The sequence below is a fragment of the Collinsella sp. An2 genome (assembly GCF_002160065.1).
In the GTDB taxonomy this organism is placed as follows: Bacteria; Actinomycetota; Coriobacteriia; order Coriobacteriales; family Coriobacteriaceae; genus Limicola.
The window spans coordinates 49,539-67,136 of the sequence record NZ_NFJW01000005.1 but is presented as its reverse complement, the minus strand read 5'-3'; the positions used below and the strand labels follow the sequence as shown (position 1 = coordinate 67,136).

At 64.7% G+C, this 17,598-nt stretch carries 13 protein-coding genes; 12 read left to right on the top strand and 1 reads right to left on the bottom strand.

Translation table 11 applies throughout. From position 1 onward, the window contains the following. The 4 genes from B5F33_RS04795 to pyk (B5F33_RS04780) all read left to right on the top strand — a co-directional run bounded on the left by B5F33_RS04795 (position 1) and on the right by pyk (B5F33_RS04780) (position 5,462). Positions 1 to 936, top strand: a complete 936-nt coding sequence (locus B5F33_RS04795) for a hexose kinase (protein WP_087410661.1) — start codon at positions 1 to 3, stop codon at positions 934 to 936. Between the two features lie 170 nt (positions 937 to 1,106). Next, positions 1,107 to 1,958: a class II fructose-bisphosphate aldolase gene (locus B5F33_RS04790; RefSeq protein WP_087410660.1), complete on the top strand. Its 852-nt coding sequence runs from the start codon at positions 1,107 to 1,109 to the stop codon at positions 1,956 to 1,958. A gap of 436 nt (positions 1,959 to 2,394) precedes the next feature. Then, positions 2,395 to 3,885, top strand: a complete 1,491-nt coding sequence (gene pyk / locus B5F33_RS04785) for a pyruvate kinase (protein ID WP_087410659.1) — start codon at positions 2,395 to 2,397, stop codon at positions 3,883 to 3,885. Positions 3,886 to 4,001: 116 nt separating this feature from the next. Then, positions 4,002 to 5,462 carry a pyruvate kinase gene (pyk, locus tag B5F33_RS04780; protein WP_087410658.1) on the top strand — a complete coding sequence of 487 codons (1,461 nt, stop codon included), beginning with the start codon at positions 4,002 to 4,004 and terminating at the stop codon, positions 5,460 to 5,462. 246 nt (positions 5,463 to 5,708) lie between these two features. On the opposite strand, the gene B5F33_RS04775 is transcribed toward pyk (B5F33_RS04780), so the two are convergent. Beyond that, on the bottom strand, positions 5,709 to 6,794 hold the full coding sequence (locus B5F33_RS04775; protein ID WP_087410657.1) for a beta-eliminating lyase-related protein: 1,086 nt from the start codon (positions 6,792 to 6,794) through the stop codon (positions 5,709 to 5,711). A gap of 315 nt (positions 6,795 to 7,109) precedes the next feature. Between B5F33_RS04775 and hisS the strand changes: the two genes are divergently transcribed. The 8 genes from hisS (at position 7,110) to B5F33_RS04735 (ending at position 17,556) form a co-directional block, all read left to right on the top strand. Continuing rightward, positions 7,110 to 8,423: a histidine--tRNA ligase gene (gene hisS, locus B5F33_RS04770; RefSeq protein ID WP_087410656.1), complete on the top strand. Its 1,314-nt coding sequence runs from the start codon at positions 7,110 to 7,112 to the stop codon at positions 8,421 to 8,423. A gap of 369 nt (positions 8,424 to 8,792) precedes the next feature. Then, the gene (locus tag B5F33_RS04765; protein WP_239284827.1) at positions 8,793 to 11,570 is read left to right on the top strand and encodes a phosphoenolpyruvate carboxylase; all 2,778 of its coding nucleotides are present in this window, start codon (positions 8,793 to 8,795) and stop codon (positions 11,568 to 11,570) included. A gap of 350 nt (positions 11,571 to 11,920) precedes the next feature. Continuing rightward, positions 11,921 to 12,733 (top strand): HAD family hydrolase, encoded by an 813-nt coding sequence (locus B5F33_RS04760; protein ID WP_087410655.1) that lies wholly within the window; start codon positions 11,921 to 11,923, stop codon positions 12,731 to 12,733. Positions 12,734 to 13,047: 314 nt separating this feature from the next. Then, positions 13,048 to 14,802 carry an aspartate--tRNA ligase gene (gene aspS / locus B5F33_RS04755; RefSeq protein WP_087410725.1) on the top strand — a complete coding sequence of 585 codons (1,755 nt, stop codon included), beginning with the start codon at positions 13,048 to 13,050 and terminating at the stop codon, positions 14,800 to 14,802. A 241-nt stretch (positions 14,803 to 15,043) separates the two neighbouring features. Then, positions 15,044 to 15,301 (top strand): HPr family phosphocarrier protein, encoded by a 258-nt coding sequence (locus tag B5F33_RS04750; RefSeq protein ID WP_087410654.1) that lies wholly within the window; start codon positions 15,044 to 15,046, stop codon positions 15,299 to 15,301. Between the two features lie 179 nt (positions 15,302 to 15,480). Beyond that, positions 15,481 to 16,425 carry a type I phosphomannose isomerase catalytic subunit gene (locus tag B5F33_RS04745; RefSeq protein ID WP_087410653.1) on the top strand — a complete coding sequence of 315 codons (945 nt, stop codon included), beginning with the start codon at positions 15,481 to 15,483 and terminating at the stop codon, positions 16,423 to 16,425. Positions 16,426 to 17,055: 630 nt separating this feature from the next. Continuing rightward, a complete protein-coding gene (locus B5F33_RS04740) occupies positions 17,056 to 17,277 on the top strand; it encodes a FeoA family protein (RefSeq protein WP_239284806.1) in 222 nt (73 codons plus the stop codon). 57 nt (positions 17,278 to 17,334) lie between these two features. Further along, positions 17,335 to 17,556, top strand: a complete 222-nt coding sequence (locus B5F33_RS04735; RefSeq protein ID WP_087410651.1) for a FeoA family protein — start codon at positions 17,335 to 17,337, stop codon at positions 17,554 to 17,556. Positions 17,557 to 17,598: the final 42 nt, after the last annotated feature.

Genomic DNA, 17,598 nt, shown 5'->3' with positions numbered 1-17,598 from the left:
ATGATTCTCACCGTCACTATGAACCCGTCGATCGATACGGCGTATGCAATCGATCATCTGGTCATCGATGACGTGAACCGCGTGACGCCCAAAAAGACGGCGGGCGGCAAGGGGCTCAACGTCTCGCGCGTGCTCGTGCAGCTGGGCGACGACGTGCTGGCGACGGGCCTGCTGGGCGGACATGCAGGTGCCTACCTGGGAAACCTGATGGACGACGACCATATTCCGCATCGGTTCACGCCCATTGCGGGGGAGTCGCGCACCTGTGTGGCGCTGCTGCACGACGGGAAGCAGACCGAGCTTCTGGAGAGTGGCCCCACTGTCGCGCCCGAAGAGCTCGAGGTGTTTTTGGCGAACTACACCGAGCTTGTGGCGGATGCTGACTGCGTGACCATCTCGGGCAGCCTGCCGAAGGGCGTGCCCGCGGATTGCTACGTCGGCATGGTGAGGACGGCGGCTGCGGCGGGCAAGTCCGTGCTGCTTGACACCTCGGGTGCCGCACTCGACGCCGCGCTTGAGGCGGAGGTCAAGCCGACGCTCATCAAGCCCAACCTCACGGAGATCAACGGGCTTCTGGGGACTTCCTTTACGCCCGACGATCTGCCAGCGCTCAAGGCCGCCCTTGCCGCTGACGAGCGGTTTGCCGGCATTCCCTGGGTCGTGGTGACCATGGGCGGCGCGGGTGCCGTGGCCTTCCATGACAAGAAGGGGTATCGCGTGGTGACGCCGCCCATTCCCGCGGTGAACGCCACGGGCTCCGGCGACTCCACCATCGCTGGCTTCGCCCACGCCATCGCGCGCGGCGCCGATGACGACGAGGTCTTGCGGTGCGGCAACACCTGCGGCAAGCTCAACGCCATGGACCCGCAGACGGGACATTTGGTCATGGACCGCTGGGACGAGGTCTGCGGCGCCATCCAGATCACGGAGCTGTAGGGGGTCGTTCCTCCTGCTGCCTGGGTGGTCTTTGCGTCCGGGAGACACCGCCCGCGGTAGCTGGCCTCCCTGCTGGTACGCCCATTTTGGCCCAGTTTGCGCTGGGTCCGTAACCTAGAATAAAACGCGGAGAAATTCGCCCTCGTGGGCGGAGACGAAAGGAGAGCACGATGCTCGTTACCACCAAGGAAATGCTGCTCGACGCTCAGAAGAACCACTACGCCGTGGGCGCCTTCAACATCGAGAACCTTGAGTTCGTCATGGCGGTGCTCGCCGCCGCGGAGGAGACCAAGTCCCCCGTCATCATGCAGACCACGCCGGGCACCGTGAAGTCCGCCGGTCTCGACTACTTCTATGGCATGGTCGCCGCGGCCGCCGCGCGCACCGAGGTCCCGGTGGCCCTGCACCTCGACCACGGTGACGGCTTCGACCGCTGCATGCAGGCCCTGCGCACGGGCTACACCTCCGTTATGATCGACGGCTCCCACGAGTCCTTCGAGGACAACATCGCCCTTACCAAGAGCGTCGCCGCGGTGGGCGCCGCGATGGGCGTGCCGGTTGAGGCTGAGCTCGGCAAGGTCGGCGGCAAAGAGGACGACGGCCCGGCCGTGGAGGGCGAGAACCCCTATACCGACCCGGACGAGGCACGTGAGTTCGTCGAGCGCACCGGCTGCACCTCGCTGGCCATCGGCGTGGGCACCGCGCACGGCGTGTACACCGAGACCCCGCACATCGAGCAGGACGTCGTGCGTGCCATCCGCGCCGCCGTGGACGTGCCGCTCGTGCTGCACGGCACCTCCGGCGTGCCCGACGAACAGGTGGCCGAGGCCGTGAAGAACGGCATCTGCAAGGTCAACTATGCCACCGAGCTGCGCCAGGCCTACACCAAGGGCTTCATGGCGTACATGGCCGAGAATCCCGGCTGCTTCGACCCCAAGAAGCCGGCAAAGCAGGGCATGGCCGAGATTACGAACATCGTGAAGATCCGCATGGAGAACCTGGGCTCGGTCGGCCGGGCGTAGCTTCCCGATCGGGCGGGCCAACGGCCGTTTCCACGCGAACGTCCTCGGCCTTCGGCCTGCGGAATGTTCGCTTAGGAAACGGCCATCGGCCCGCCCTGCGCTTCGCGATCACCTCGCGTAATGAAATAGATGCTGAACGGGCCTCTGCGCGTGTGGGGGCCTTTGTTGTGACGGCTGCCGGGCGTGCGGGGGGCTTTGTTGTGAAGGCCGTCGATACCCGGGCGAGCGGGGGGGGGCAATGTGTGCACGGGCATGTAATATGTCTGTGAAGGGGCCGTTAAGAGTGTCGAAAGACACGCGAGCGTCTTGCCGCCTGCCGACGGAATTGGCGCGTCTGTCCTATTGGGCCGGTATGCTGATAGCATCCCGTATCCTTAGAAGGTCAGGTTTACATCGCCTAGAAGACAGGTAGTACAGCGCACGAGGGAGAAGGCATATGAACAAGCGCACAAAGATCGTTTGCACCATGGGTCCCGCCTGCGACGACGAGGAGACGCTTCGACAGATGATCCTTGCGGGCATGAACGTCGCTCGCTTCAACTTCAGCCATGGCAGCCACGAGGAGCATCACACGCGCATGGAGCGCGTGAAGCGCATCTCCCGCGAGCTAGGAATCCCAGTGGGCATCCTGCTCGACACCAAGGGTCCCGAGATCCGTACGGGCCTGCTCAAGGACCACGCCAAAGTCACGCTCGTCACAGGCGAGAAGGTCACCGTTACGGCGGCAGAGACCTCCGAGGACCTGCTGGGCACCGCCGAGCACTTCTACCTCGACCATCTTGCCCTCCCGCGCGAGGTCGCCGTGGGCGGCACCATCCTCATCGACGACGGCCTCATCGGCCTCACGGTCGACTCCATTGACGGCCAGGACATCTACTGCACCGTGCAAAACGGCGGCGAGCTGGGCGAGAAGAAGGGCGTGAACGTGCCCAACGCGCACCTGTCGCTGCCCGCCATCACCGAGCAGGACCGCGCCGACATCCTCTTTGGCCTGAAGGAAGGCATCGACTTCATCGCGGCCTCCTTCATCCGCGACGCCGATGGTGTGCGTGAGATCCGCAAGCTCTGCGACGAGAACGGCGGGGAGCACGTCCTCATCTTCCCCAAGATCGAGTGCGCCACCGCCGTCTACCACTTCGATGACATCCTCGAGCCCTCCGACGGCATCATGGTCGCCCGCGGCGACCTGGGCGTCGAGGTGGCGCCCGAGGTGTGCCCCACGATCCAGAAGGAGATCATCTCCAAGTGCAACGCGGCCTACAAGCCCGTGATCACCGCCACCCAGATGCTCGACTCCATGATTCGCAACCCCCGGCCCACGCGCGCCGAGGTCACCGACGTGGCCAACGCCATTGCGGACGGTACGGACGCCACGATGCTCTCCGGAGAGACGGCCGCTGGCAAGTACCCGCTCAAGGCGGTCCAGATGATGGCAAACGTGGCGCTCATCGCCGAGGCGATCATGCCCGAGCACGCCCGCCTCGACATCCACACCAACGAGAAGGGCTCGAACGTAATCAACAACGCCGTCGGCCTTGCCGCGGTGACCACCGCCTACAGCGTAGGTGCGCGAGCGATTCTCACGCCGACCTCCTCGGGACGCTCGGCGCGGCTCGTCTCCAACTTCCGCCCGTCGCTGCCCATTCAGGCGGTCACGCACAACGATTGGGCGCAGCGCCGCATGACGGTGTACTGGGGCGTCGACCCTGTGCTCGACGACTTCCAGAGCGACTGGGTCACGCCGACGGTGGAGAACGCCGTGAAGGTGGCCGAGCAGACTGAGCTTATCAAGGAGGGTGACATCGCCGTCATCACGGTCGGCGATCCCCGCACCTCGGTGCTTCTGCCTGACGGGCTTTATTCCACCAACGTGGTCTTCGTTTCCGAGGTCCGTGCCAAGGGCGCCGAAGCGCGCAAGACGTATTAACGTTGGATGATTCCGGGCCGTCGGCTTGCCGGCGGTCCGATTCCTATGGGCACCGGCCCGTGTCGGTGCGACGTGAAGGCCACATGAGAACGTAGAAACAAACACAGGAGGTACGAATGAACAAGCGCACAAAGATCGTATGCACGATGGGCCCCGCCTGCGACGACGAGGAGACCCTGCGGCAGATGATCCTCTCGGGCATGAACGTCGCCCGCTTCAACTTCTCCCATGGCAGCCACGAGGAGCACCATATTCGCATGGAGCGCGTGAAGCGCATCTCCCGCGAGCTCGGAATCCCGGTGGGCATCCTGCTCGACACCAAGGGCCCCGAGATCCGCACCGGTTTCCTCGAGGGGCACAAGAAGGTAACCCTCGCCGAGGGTGCCGAGGTCACCGTTACGGCGGCAAAGACCTCCGAGGAGCTCATGGGCACCGCCGAGCACTTCTACCTCGATCACCTCGAGCTCCCGCGCGAGGTCCACGCGGGCAGCTCCATCCTCATCGACGACGGCCTCATCGGCCTCACCGTCAAGTCCGTCGATGGTCAGGACATCCACTGCACCGTAGAGAACGGCGGCGAGCTGGGCGAGAAGAAGGGCGTGAACGTCCCCAACGTCAAGCTGTCGCTGCCCGCCATCACCGAGCAGGACCGCGCCGACATCCTCTTCGGCCTGAACGAGGGCATCGACTTCATCGCGGCCTCTTTCATTCGCGACGCCGAAGGCGTGAAGGAGATTCGCAAGCTCTGCGACGAGAACGGCGGCGAGCACGTCGACATTCTCCCCAAGATCGAGTGCGCGCTGGCGGTCTACCACTTCGACGACATCCTTAAGGTCTCCGACGGCATCATGGTCGCCCGCGGCGACCTGGGCGTCGAGGTGGCGCCCGAGGTGTGCCCGGTCATCCAGAAGGAGATCATCTCCAAGTGCAACGCGGTGTGCAAGCCGGTGATCACCGCCACCCAGATGCTCGACTCCATGATCCGCAACCCGCGTCCGACGCGCGCCGAGGTCACCGACGTGGCCAACGCGATCGACGACGGCACGGACGCCATCATGCTCTCTGGTGAGACCGCGGGCGGCAAGTACCCGCTCGAGGCCGTAAAGATGATGGCCAACATCGCACTCATCGCCGAGTCGACCATTCCGGACCACAAGCCGCTCGATTTCAAGCAGATCAATCCGGGTCGCAATTTGGTCAACGCCGCCGTGGGCCTCGCGGCCGTCACCACGGCGTTCAACGTAGGCGCGAAGGCCATCCTTACGCCTACCAATTCGGGGCGCTCGGCACGTCTGGTGTCGAACTTCCGCCCCGTGCTGCCCATCCAGGCGGCGACGCCCAACGAGTGGGCCATGCGCAAGATGACCCTTTACTGGGGCGTTGAGCCCAGGCTCTCGGGTCGCACCGTTGGCAGCATCGCCTACGTGGTGGATAACGCCATGGCCGAGGCCAAGGAGCGGGGCATCGTCAAGCAGGGTGACCTGGTCGTGGTGTCCGCTGGCGATCCGGCCTTCCAGGTGCACATTGGCAACGAGGACGCTTCTACGAACGTCGTGTATCTGGTGCAGGTACCGTAAGGCGCGGGTCCTGTAGCGCCACGGGATGTGAACTCGCCGCGCGAGTCACGGTGGGTATGAGTTCTGGAGCGATGGTGGGCGTGCCTGCAAGCGCGGGCACGCCCACCGGTTTTCTCAGGGACTCGTTTTGGCGATATCAGACGGTCATCGCAAGCGATGGAGCCGCTTCGTCATAGGTGCTCGTTGCTTGCGGTGTTGAGTAGAAAGGGGCTCGTGCGGGCCCCTTTCTGCATGTTTCTGGTGTTGTTATCTCTCCGTGACCTCGCGGGCGAAGGTGACGAGTTCGTCGACATCCTCTGGGCGGGTGGCCCAGCTCGTCACGAAGCGCGCGACGATGCGGCCGGCTCCGGTGGGGTCGGGCTGTACCTGCAGCTCCGCGCCCGCGACCTCGGAGAATCGCTCGCCCTGCTCGGGCGTGACCCAGAAGAACTGCTGGTTGCCCGCGGTCTCGAGCACCGGCTCGAACCCCGCCTGTGCCATGCCCGTGGCAAGCCGGCAGGCGCAGCTGTTGGCCTGTTTGGCAAGCTGCCAGTACAGCACAAGGCCATCATCGTCGCGCGTTGTGGGGTCGAAAGCGGCCTCGTACATGACGCCCATGACACGGCCCTTGGCGGTAAGCTGGCCGGCACGCTTCGTGAGATAGGGGAGGCGCTCTATCGCACGGCGCCCGCGCGCGGTGCGCGGGCTCACCACGAGCGCCTCGCCAAACAACATGCCGTTTTTGGTGCCGCCCAGGGTGAAGACGTCGGCACATTCGGCGATGTGTTGGATGGTGAGGTCGCTTCCTGCCGCCATAATGCCGCTCGCCATGCGCGCGCCGTCGACGTAGACGGCCAGCTCGCGCTCGTGTGCCCAGTCGCAGAGCGCGTCGAACTCGGCGCGGGTGTACACGTAGCCAAGCTCGCTTGTGTGCGAGAAGTAGAGCATGCCGGGCCGCGTGGTCGCGTTGCCGTTTGCGACGGCGGCGTCCCAGAGGGGCTGCATGCCTGCGACGGTGAGCCTGCCCAGGGGATCGTGCGTTGCAAGCAGGCGGCGGCCATGCGCCTCGATGGCGCCCGTCTCGTGAATCGTCGGGTGGGCGTCGGCAGCGCAGAGCGGGCCTTCGAACTCCTCGGTAAGAGCGGTGATGGCGAGGATGTTCGCCGGTGTTCCGCCCGGCACAAAGCTTACGAAGGCGTCGAGCTGGCCGATTTCGCCGCGGATGAGCTCGGCGGCGTGTGCGCAGTGTTCGTCGGTGCCGTAACCCGGGCATTGCTCGAGGTTGGTGCGCAGAAGCGCGTCGAGAATCTGTGGCGCGGCGCCTTCGCTGTAGTCATTTCGAAACTGGTGCATGACGGCTCCCGTCTCTGAGGTTGTTATGTGGTGGGCGGGCGCATCCGGGCACCTTGGCCGGCGCTTATGGGCCGAAGCCGTGCGTGCCGGGTGTCGCGCAGGTGTTGCGCGTCCGTCATCCGTGCGTCGCGCTGAAGCTGCGCGCCTTACCGTGACCGGTTTCGAGCGCCCGCGGGACATGGTACCGCAATGCGCCAAGACACGTTCGCGCGGAGAAAAACTGAGCGTTTGCGGGGCCACCACGCTGCCCATATAATGAGTGGCCGAACGACGAGACCGCCGGCGCCGGGGAGGCGCGCGAGGGGAGGCTGGGCCATGCAGGCACAGAAGGCAGAGGGAACGAAAGACCTCATCGGGCGCGACATGCGCGCCTGGCAGCAGATGCAAACCGTCGCGGCCGAGGTGTTCGGCCCCTACGGCTTCGACGCGGTGGAGACGCCGGCCATCGAGCAGGTGGACGTCTTCGTCCACGGCATCGGTACCTCGACCGACGTCGTGCGCAAAGAGATGTTCCGCGTGTTCTCGGGCGCGAACCTCGAGCGCGCGCTCTCGGAGGGCACCGACACCAAGCTCAAGCCCAAGCAGCGTCTGGCGCTGCGCCCCGAGGGCACAGCCGGCGTGGTGCGTGCGGTTGTGGAGAACAACCTGGTTCCGCAGGGTGCCAGCCCGGCAAAGCTCTGGTACGCGGAGGCGATGTTCCGCGGCGAGCGTCCGCAGAAGGGCCGCCTGCGCCAGTTCCACCAGGTGGGCATCGAGTGGCTCGGCGCACCCGATCCGGCAGCGGACGCCGAGTGCATCATCATGCTCATGGAGTTCTACAAGCGCCTGGGCTTTGACCTGTCCAAGCTGCGCCTGCTCATCAACTCTATGGGTGACCCGGCGTGTCGTCCGGCCTACCGCGACAAGGTGCGCGCCTTCATTCTGGACCACGCCGACGAGATGTGCGACGAGTGCCGCGAGCGCGCCGAGGTGAATCCGCTGCGTGCGTTCGACTGCAAAAATGACCACTGCCGCGAGATTATGAAGGACGCCCCGCTTGCGCCCGACAATCTCTGCGACGACTGCCGCGCGCACTACGAGCAGGTAAAGCGCTATCTGGACGAGGCGGGCATCGCCTATGTCGAGGACCCGACGCTGGTGCGCGGCCTGGACTACTACACGCGCACGGTCTTTGAGGTCGAGGCTCCGGGCGCCGGAGTGGGTTCCATCGGCGGCGGCGGCCGTTACGACGGGCTCGTGGAGCTCGAGGGCGGCAAGCCCACGCCGGGCGTCGGCTTTGCGGTGGGATTCGAGCGCGTGATGCTTGCGCTTGAGGCCCAGGGCGTCCAGATGGGCGGCGAGCCTGAGAGCTGCGTCTATGTGGCAAACGCAGGGGCCGAGCTGCGCGACCGCGTGTTCTCGGTGGCCCATGAGCTGCGCTCTGCAGGCGTGCGCACCGAGGCCGACTACCAGGGCCGTTCGCTCAAGAGCCAGTTTAAGCAGGCCGACAAGCTGGGTGCGCGCCTCGTGGTGGTGCTGGGCGGCGACGAGCTTGCCCAGGGCAAGGTGCGGCTGCGCGACATGGTTTCCCACGAGGAGACGCTCGTCGACGTCGATGCGGTGGTCGCCGCCGTCCAAGAGCGTCTGTAGCTCCCGGTTATACATTGCTCCTGGTTGGAGATAAGCTGTGTGCCGGCGGGTGTGAGGCGAGCTCCTTGCACCCGCCGGCTGCATGTTTGTAGGGAGGCCGGTCGCGTTCCGGCCCTGGTTGCCACCTCGTCGCCTGCATATTGAGCCGCGTGCCGTCGCGCGTACCGGCGCGCTTGTCGGCGCACGCGCAGTCGACGCCGTGCGCTACAGCCTTGTTAACCTTCCAGCATTTCATGGGTGCTTCACATGCGATACGGTAACTTCCGTATAATGTGTGCGCGTGCGAACATGCACTTGAAAGGGGGCAATGTGGCCGAAACCAACGAAATCGACCGCAGCGACACGAAGCAGGACGAGGCAACGCCCCGCGTGCAGTCCGGTCCACGACCCGACCGCGATCTTGGCGCCGCCGATACCGACGCCGCGATTGAGGCCTATTCGGAGATCGATATCCCCGAGGGCCTGCGCGACAGCCTCGCGCTGTTCCTGCGTCTGGAGCGACGGGTGCTCAAGGAGTACGACCCCGACACCTGTTCCGTCTTCGACACGCTGCTCAACAACGTTATCAAGGCAAACGCCGGTGACCCGGGCGCCGAGGCGGCCGACGAGCCAACCGACGAGCAGGGCATTCCAACGTCCGACGCGCCGGGGGCCTGTGCGTTCCGCCACGCTGTGAAGCTGCTGGACCTGCTGACCATCGACCAGGCACAGGTGGTGGTGCGTGCATTCACCTCCTTCTTCCACCTGGCGAATCTCTCCGAGGAAAACTACCGCGTCCAGACGCTGCACGAGCGCGAGCGCGAGGTGACGCTCGACTCCGAGGTCGACTCCACCAACGAGCTCACCGTGGCGTTCAAGCAGCTCACCGATGAGGTGGGCGGCGGCGCCGCGACGCGCCTGCTCGCCAAGCTCGAGTTCCACCCGGTCTTCACCGCGCATCCCACCGAGGCGCGCCGCAAGGCGGTCGAGGGCAAGATCCGTCGCATCGCGCGCCTGCTCGAGGAGCATCCGCACCTGGGCGGCTCGGCGCTGGTGGAAAACGAGCGCCACATGCTGCAGGAGATCGACGCCCTGGTGCGTACGAGCCCCACGGCCATCAAGAAGCCCACGCCGGTGGAAGAGGCCGACACTATCATCGATATCTTCGACAACACCCTGTTCGACACGGTGCCGCTTGTGTACCGCCGTTTCGACGACTGGGTGCTGGGCGAGTATGCCGGCTCGGTTCCGCCGGTGTGCCCCGCGTTCTTCCATCCGGGCAGCTGGATCGGCTCGGACCGTGACGGCAACCCCAACGTCACCGCGAAGGTGAGCCGCCAGGTAGCTGCGAAGTTCGCCACCCATATGGTGCAGAAGCTGGCCGAAAAGTGCCGTCGTATCGCGCGCAACCTTACGTTGGAGTCGCGCTATACGAAGCCGTCGGACGAGCTGCTTAACCTGTGGAGCCACCAGGTGGAGATGAGCGAGGTGCTCACTGCCCGCGCCGACGCCATCTCGGCCTCGGAGCCGCATCGCGCCGTGATGCTCGTCATGGCCGACCGTCTGGATGCCACCGTGCGTCGCAACGCCGACACCATGTACAAGTCCCCCGAGGACTTCCTGGCCGACCTGCGCATTGTGCAGCGTTCGCTGGCAAGCGCCGGCGCTCCGCGCGCTGCCTACGGTCCTGTTCAGACCCTCATCTGGCAGGTCGAGACCTTTGGCTTCCATATGGTCGAGATGGAGTTCCGTCAGCACTCGCTCGTGCACTCGCGTGCGCTGGAAGACATTCGCGAGCATGGTCTGCACGGCGAGCGTGGCGAGCTTGCGCCCATGACGCGCGAGGTGCTGGACACCTTCCGTGCCATCGGCTTCATCCAGCGTCGCTACGGCGAAAAGATGGCGCGCCGCTACATCATCTCCTTCACCAAAAGCGCCCAGCACGTGGCCGACGTCTACGAGCTTGCGCGCCTGGCCTTCGCCCATGCCGAAGACGTGCCCACGCTCGACGTGATTCCGCTGTTCGAGCAGGTCGAAGACCTGGAGAACGCCACCAACGTTTTGGACCAGATGCTTGAGCTGCCCGATGTGCAGCGTCGCCTGGCGGAAACCGGCCGCAAGATGGAGGTCATGCTCGGCTATTCGGATTCCTCCAAGGATGCCGGCCCCGTGACGGCGACCTTTGTGCTGCACGAGGCGCAGCGCCGCATTGCCGAGTGGGCCGAGGCGCACGACATCGACCTGGTGCTCATGCATGGCCGCGGCGGCGCCGTGGGCCGTGGCGGCGGTCCCGCCAACCGCGCGGTGCTGGCCCAGCCCAAGGGCTCGGTCAACTGCTTCTTCAAGGTCACCGAGCAGGGTGAGGTCATCTTCGCCCGCTATGGCAACCCGGTGCTGGCCGAGCGCCACATCGAGTCGGTCGCGGCGGCGACGCTGCTCAACTCCGCGCCGTCGGTGGAGCGCACCAACATGGAGACCACCGAGCGCTATGCCGACATGGCCGATCGTCTGAGCTCGACGGCACAGGAGCACTTCCTCGACCTGCTGCATACCAACGACTTCGCGCCGTGGTTCTCGGTGGTGACGCCGCTCACCGAGGTTGGCCTGCTGCCCATCGGCAGCCGCCCGGCCAAGCGCGGCCTGGGCGCGCAGTCGCTCGACGACCTCCGCACCATTCCGTGGGTGTTCTCGTGGTCGCAGGCGCGCATCAACCTTGCCGCCTGGTATGGCCTGGGCTCCGCCTGCGAGCGGCTGGGCGACCTCGACCTGCTGCGTCGCGCCTATCACGAGTGGCCGCTCTTTAACACGTTCATCGACAACATCGAGATGTCGATTGCCAAGACCGACGGGCGCATCGCCAAGATGTACCTGGCTCTGGGCGACCGCGAGGACCTTGCTCAGAAGGTGTACGACGAGATGATGCTCACGCGCAAGTGGGCGCTCGCCATCGTGGGCGACGACTGGCCGCTCGAACATCGTCGCGTGCTGGGGCGCGCCGTCCGCGTGCGCAACCCCTATGTGGACGCGCTTTCGCTTGCGCAGGTCCGTGCGCTGCGCATCGTGCGCGAGGAGCAGGAAGAGCTCTCGGACGAGGCGAAGGCGAAGTATCTGTCGCTGATTCTGTCCACCGTGGCCGGCGTCTCTGCCGGCCTCCAGAACACCGGGTGATGGCGAATCGCTGAGTGATGGCGAATCGCTGAGAGCGTTTTTGCATGGTATGCGCCGCTGGCAGGGCTTTCTTGCCGGCGGCGTTTTGCTGTTTTGGAGCGTGGAGGTTGGAACGTGGGGCTCGGGGCAGCGCCGCTGTGCGACCGGTGCGCCGGGGGTCGACGGTTGAGGAGCGCTTAGTGTGCGGCGCGGCGGGATTGGTTAGCGCGCCTTCCACGCGATGCAATAGCCGCTCAGGCGTCCGGCGCGCCGGGGGTCGGCGCGGTCCCGCCGCCACGTCCGGTCGCGCCCGCGCCGCCGCGCGTCCGGTGCGGCTATACTGTGCGGGTGACGTTGAACGGGGGTATCTCATGCATCAGGTGAAGCTCATTCTTACGGATATCGACGGGACGATTCTCCCCACGGGCCAGCATGAGGTGTCTTCGCGAACGGTCGAGGCGATTCATGCCGCCCTGGACGCCGGCCTGGTGGTTGGTCCTGCAAGCGGACGTGGCAAGGCGCAGATTCCGCCGTTCTTTGGCGGGGACCGCGCGTGCTGTGATACGTGCATCGCCACGAACGGTCTTGAGGTGTATCTGCACAACGAGAAGATCTGCGAGAAGCTGCTTCCCCGGACGTCGTTGGAGCAGCTCATGGCGTACCTGCAGGAGCTGCCGGGTGCCGGTCTCATCTGCTTCGAAGGCGCTCAACCCTTGCTGTGTGCGGGGCAGCGCGAAGACTTGGACGCGGTCTTTTCTGCGTATGCTCGCGCATGCTTGCCCTGCGACGGCCTTCCCGATTTCCCCGTGCTCAAGGCGAATGTGTTTATGAACACGGATGCCGCCGGCACGGTCGGTCTGGTTGCAGATCTGAATGAGCGCATCGAGGGCCTGGACTTCGATATGCCCATGGTGGGCTACACGAACATCATGCCGTCGGGGTGGAACAAGGGCGCGGCCGTGCGCTGTTTGTGCGAGCACATGGGTATCGGCCTGGACGAAGTTGTGGTATTTGGAGACGCGGGGAACGACCTTGCCATGTTCGACGTGGTGCCGAATTCCGTGGCGGTGGCCGGGGCGACGCCCGAGGCCGCCGCGGCTGCGCGCTGGCACATCGGGCGTTGCGAGGACGATGCCGTGGCGGATGCCATGTTTGCCCTTGCAGCAGGGTCGTGGCCGTTTTAGAGGTTGAGGCACGCGCCGCGGTCCGCGGGAGGGCCGCAAGCTCATCCAATTCGCAGCCCGCAGCCCGCAATCCAATACGTTAACAATGGCGTAGATTACAGGCTTTTGTGGCGATACATGCGGGCAGATGGTACTATCGACAATCACGTGCGCACGCGCCGACCTCTGGGGGCGCAGCGCCGCGGGGCCGTGTGCCCCGGCCTGCCTGTGCGGTCTACGCAGGCGGGCCGATCTGTACCGACGCCGCCCGCTCCGGCACGGGGCGGCACAGATGAAGGGGGATTTCTGTGGCAGACACCCACACCTTGCATTCCATGCACACCCACACCGCAGGAGAGCTGCGCGCCGAGAACATCGGCGAAGAGGTCAAGCTCACCGGTTGGGTGTGGCGCCGCCGCGACCACGGCGGACTGATCTTCTGCGACCTGCGCGATCGCACGGGCATGACCCAGTGCACCTTCGACCCCGAGCATTCCGGCGGCGAGGCCTTCAAGATCGCCGAGACCATGCGTCCTGAGTGGCCCATCCTGGTGCACGGCACCGTGATCGCCCGCGACGAGGAGACGGTCAACCCCAAGCTCGCCACCGGCGAGATCGAGGTGCTCGTCGACCACGTCGAGGTCCTCAACCGCTCTAAGACTCCTCCGTTCCAGATCGAGGACGGTATCGAGACGTCCGAGGACACGCGTCTGCGCTATCGCTACCTGGACATCCGTCGTCCCGAGATGATGAGCCGCCTGCAGCTGCGCTCCAACTTCACCTTCGCTATCCGCGAGGCGCTGCACAACCGCGCCTTCATGGAGGTCGAGACCCCGAGCCTCTTCAAGTCCACGCCCGAGGGTGCGCGCGACTTTATCGTCCCCAGCCGCCTGCAGCCGGGCAGCTTCTACGCCCTGCCTCAGTCTCCGCAGCTCCTGAAGCAGCTGCTCATGGTGGGCGGCGTCGAGCGCTACTACCAGGTGGCCAAGTGCTTCCGCGACGAGGACCTGCGCGCCGATCGCCAGCCCGAGTTCACGCAGGTGGACATCGAGATGAGCTTCGTCGACCAGGACGACGTCATGTCCGAGCTCGAGGACGTGCTCTCGGACGCCTTCGCCAAGATGGGCGTCGAGATGCCCACGCCGCTGCGTCGCATCTCCTATTGGGATGCAATGGACACCTACGGCACCGACAAGCCCGACACGCGCTACGGCATGCATCTTGTGGACCTGACCGACGTGTTCCGCGAGTCGAAGTTCAAGGTGTTCTCGAGCGCCGCAAACACCGAGGGTCATGTCGTCAAGGCGCTGAACGCCAAGGGCGCCGGCACCTGGCCGCGCGCGAAGATCGACAAGCTGGGCAAGGTCGCCGAGACCTTCGGCGCCAAGGGCCTGGCGTGGATCGCCTTCCGCGAGGACGGCTCCATGAACTCGCCGATTGTGAAGTTCTTCTCCGACGAAGAGATGGACGAGCTGCGTCGTCGCTGCGACGTCGAGCCCGGCGACCTCGTGATGTTCGCCGCCGGTCCGCGTCTTGCCTCCGACGAGATTCTGGGCGGCATGCGCTGCCATATGGCCGACGCGCTCGAGCTTCCGCGTGAGGGCCACGACTTCCTGTGGGTCGTGGACTTCCCGCTGTTCCACTGGGACGACGAGGCCAAGCGCTACGAGGCCGAGCATCAGCCGTTCACGCTGCCGCACGTCGACGAGCTCGATTTGCTGGAGACCAATCCGCTGGCCATGGGCAGCTGCACCTACGACTTCGTCATGGATGGCTTCGAGGCCGGCGGTGGCGGCATGCGTATCCACGACTCCGAGCTGCAGCTCAAGATGCTCGAGTTCATGGGCTTTACCGAGGAGCGCGCACGTTCGCAGTTCGGCTTCCTCATGGACGCGCTCGAGTTCGGTGCGCCTCCCATGGGCGGCTTCGCGCTTGGTCTGGACCGCGTGTGCATGCTGCTGGCCGGCGTGGACTCCATCCGCGACGTCATGGCATTCCCCAAGACGTCGTCCGGCTCCGACCTCATGAGCGCCGCGCCGAGCGAGGTCTCCATGGCACAGCTCAAGGAGGTTGGCCTGCGCCTCATGTAGCGGGCAGGGCCGTCGAGTGGGGCCGTGTTGCTTATGGCTGCCGGCGCTTGCCGCGCGGTGCGGCTGGGTCACACCCTGTTCCGCTCGCTCAACCAATCTGTCTAAGAAGGGGCATCGCTTGAGGACGGTGCCCCTTTTCTTGTGGGCCCGGAACTTCCGTTGGCGTGGCGACGGTACAATGCGGATACGCCCGCGCATCGGGGCGTTCCCGATTCCGGGTTGCGATCCCAAAGGAGGGGCCATGGTCGAGTTCACCCATGTAATACAGAGCCGAGCCGGGCTGCATGCTCGCCCCGTGGCCGAGATTGGCTCTTTTGCCGGCTCCTACGAGGGCAAGATTACCGTAGCGCTATCGGGCGTGGAGGTCGCGGCGACCGACATCATGGGTCTCATGAGTTTGAACGCAAGCCAGGGTGATACGCTGCATATCACGGTCGAGGGCCCGGAAGAGGAAGACGCTGCCGTCCGTCTGCGCACCACCCTCGCCGCCTGCCTTTAACCTTTGCCATTGGGGACGGGTACATTTGGCGAATGTGCCATTCGCCAAATGTACCCGTCCCCAATGGCGAGTCCCAATGACATGGGTATCTGTAGCGCGATGCTGCGTTGCGGTATCCTAGGACAGGACGTTTTCAAGATGTCCAACCGCGTCGTTCTCGTCCGATAAGGAGCGCTTCCATGGAATCCATCATCACGCTTGAGCCCGTCTTCAAGGAGAAGATCTGGGGCGGTCGCAAGCTCGAGACCGAGTTCGGCTATCAGATCCCGGACGGCCCCGTCGGTGAGTGCTGGGCAATTTCTGCCCACCCCAACGGCGACTGCACCATCACGTCGGGCGAGTACGCGGGCAAGACGCTCTCGTGGCTCTGGGATGTCCATCGCGAGCTCTTTGGCAACGAGGGCGGCGACCGCTTCCCGCTGCTCATCAAGATCATCGACGCCAAGGACGACCTCTCTATCCAGGTACATCCGGATGATGCCTATGCCGCCGAACATGAGAACGGCTCCCTGGGCAAGCGCGAGTGCTGGTACGTGCTGTCGGCCGAGGAGGGCGGTAGCATCATCGTGGGCCAGCGCGCCCATTCTCGCGAGGAGTTCGCACAGATGGTCGAGGAGGGCCGCTGGAGCGACCTGCTCAATGAGCTGCCAATCAAGACCGGCGACTTCTTCCAGATCGACCCCGGTACCGTGCATGCCATCAAGGGCGGTACGGTGATTCTGGAGTCGCAGCAGTCGAGCGACGTGACCTACCGCGTCTACGACTACGACCGCAAGCAGGACGACGGAACGCTGCGTCCGCTGCATATGCAGCAGGCGCTCGACGTCATCGATTTCGAGCAGGTCCCGCCCACCTCGGGCGCGATCGACCTGGGCGATGCGCCGGTGGCCCAGCTGGAGTCCAACAGCTGCTACACCGTCGAGCTTGTGCGCGTGGGGGAGGACGGCTGCCCCTCCGCGCTTACCATGCCGACGCCCTATCCCTTCACCTGCGTGAGCGTGGTCGAGGGCGAGGGCACCTGCTGTGGCATGCCGGTCAAGAAGGGCTCGCACCTGTTGGCGCTCTCTGCGTGTGACGAGCTTGCATTCGAGGGGGCCATGACTGTCGTCACCTCGCATCTGTAACGCGAAACCACATACGGGCAAGTGGCTGCCCCGGGGCAATGCAAACTGCCTCGGGGCCGCCTGTGTTTGTGGTTGATAAGCAGGGCGGGGCCGCCGCGCCCCTTGTCGATAGCTCGAAATCGCCCGTTCAGGAAACTCGTTTCGTTTTTATGCAGTTAGTTCGGGATATGCGAAGTACACTTTAGTAAGATAAAGTGCTTACCTGGTGTTTTGGCGCCCTTTTTGGTGCAAAAACAGGGGTCTACTCGGCGAGTCAGGAATTAACTGCATAAAAACGAAACGAGTTTTCTTTCAGCCCTCTCGTGGGGGGCATGGCACCCGTTGCGCGCGGCATGGCGTGCACTGAGCGAGGCCTCAGGTGACCCAAAGTGCCGATCGCTGCATGTGTTAGCGTCGCGTGTGGCAATCCAACACGACAAGGCAAGGCCACAGCCCCAACGCCCGTACGTGTTTTCCCTGCTAAAGTGCGTAGTGACTAACTTTTTTGTTGACCAAGGCTAATTTTTACTTCACAAGCATGATGTGACGTGATAGTTTACTGAGGTGAACAAGCGGTTTCGCCCAACGGCAACCGCTTTCGACATGTTGGATGCGACGAATAGGGTGATGGAAATGACTGAAGGCCCGCGAATGCCTGCCATGCCATTGTCGCTGGCACATAGCGGCGACACGGTCACCGTCACGCGCGTGCGCGGTGGCGAGAGCATCAAACATCACTTGGAGAATCTGGGCTTTGTCGAGGGGTCCGAGGTCCATGTGGTGGCTGCCGGCGGCTCGAACATCATCGTGACCATCAAGGGCGCACGCTTCGGCCTGGACAGCAAGGTCGCAAGCCACGTCATGGCGGTCTAGGGCGCCAGCGCGCCTTTGCGCGCCGTATCCAAACGACACACCGGGAAGGGGGATGTAATGAAAACATTGGGAGATGTGAAGGTGGGGGATTCTGCCACCATCGTCAAGCTGCATGGCGAGGGCGCGCTTCGTCGTCACCTCATGGACCTCGGACTCATCAAGGGTACGAAGTTCAACGTGGTCAAGGTTGCGCCGCTGGGCGATCCGGTCGAGATCAACGTGCGCGGCTACGAGCTCTCCATCCGCAAGGAGGAGGCCGCGATCGTCGAGGTCCAGTAGTGGCGGGCGCTCCTGGGCCGTTGCACGATGGCAGGGGAGCCT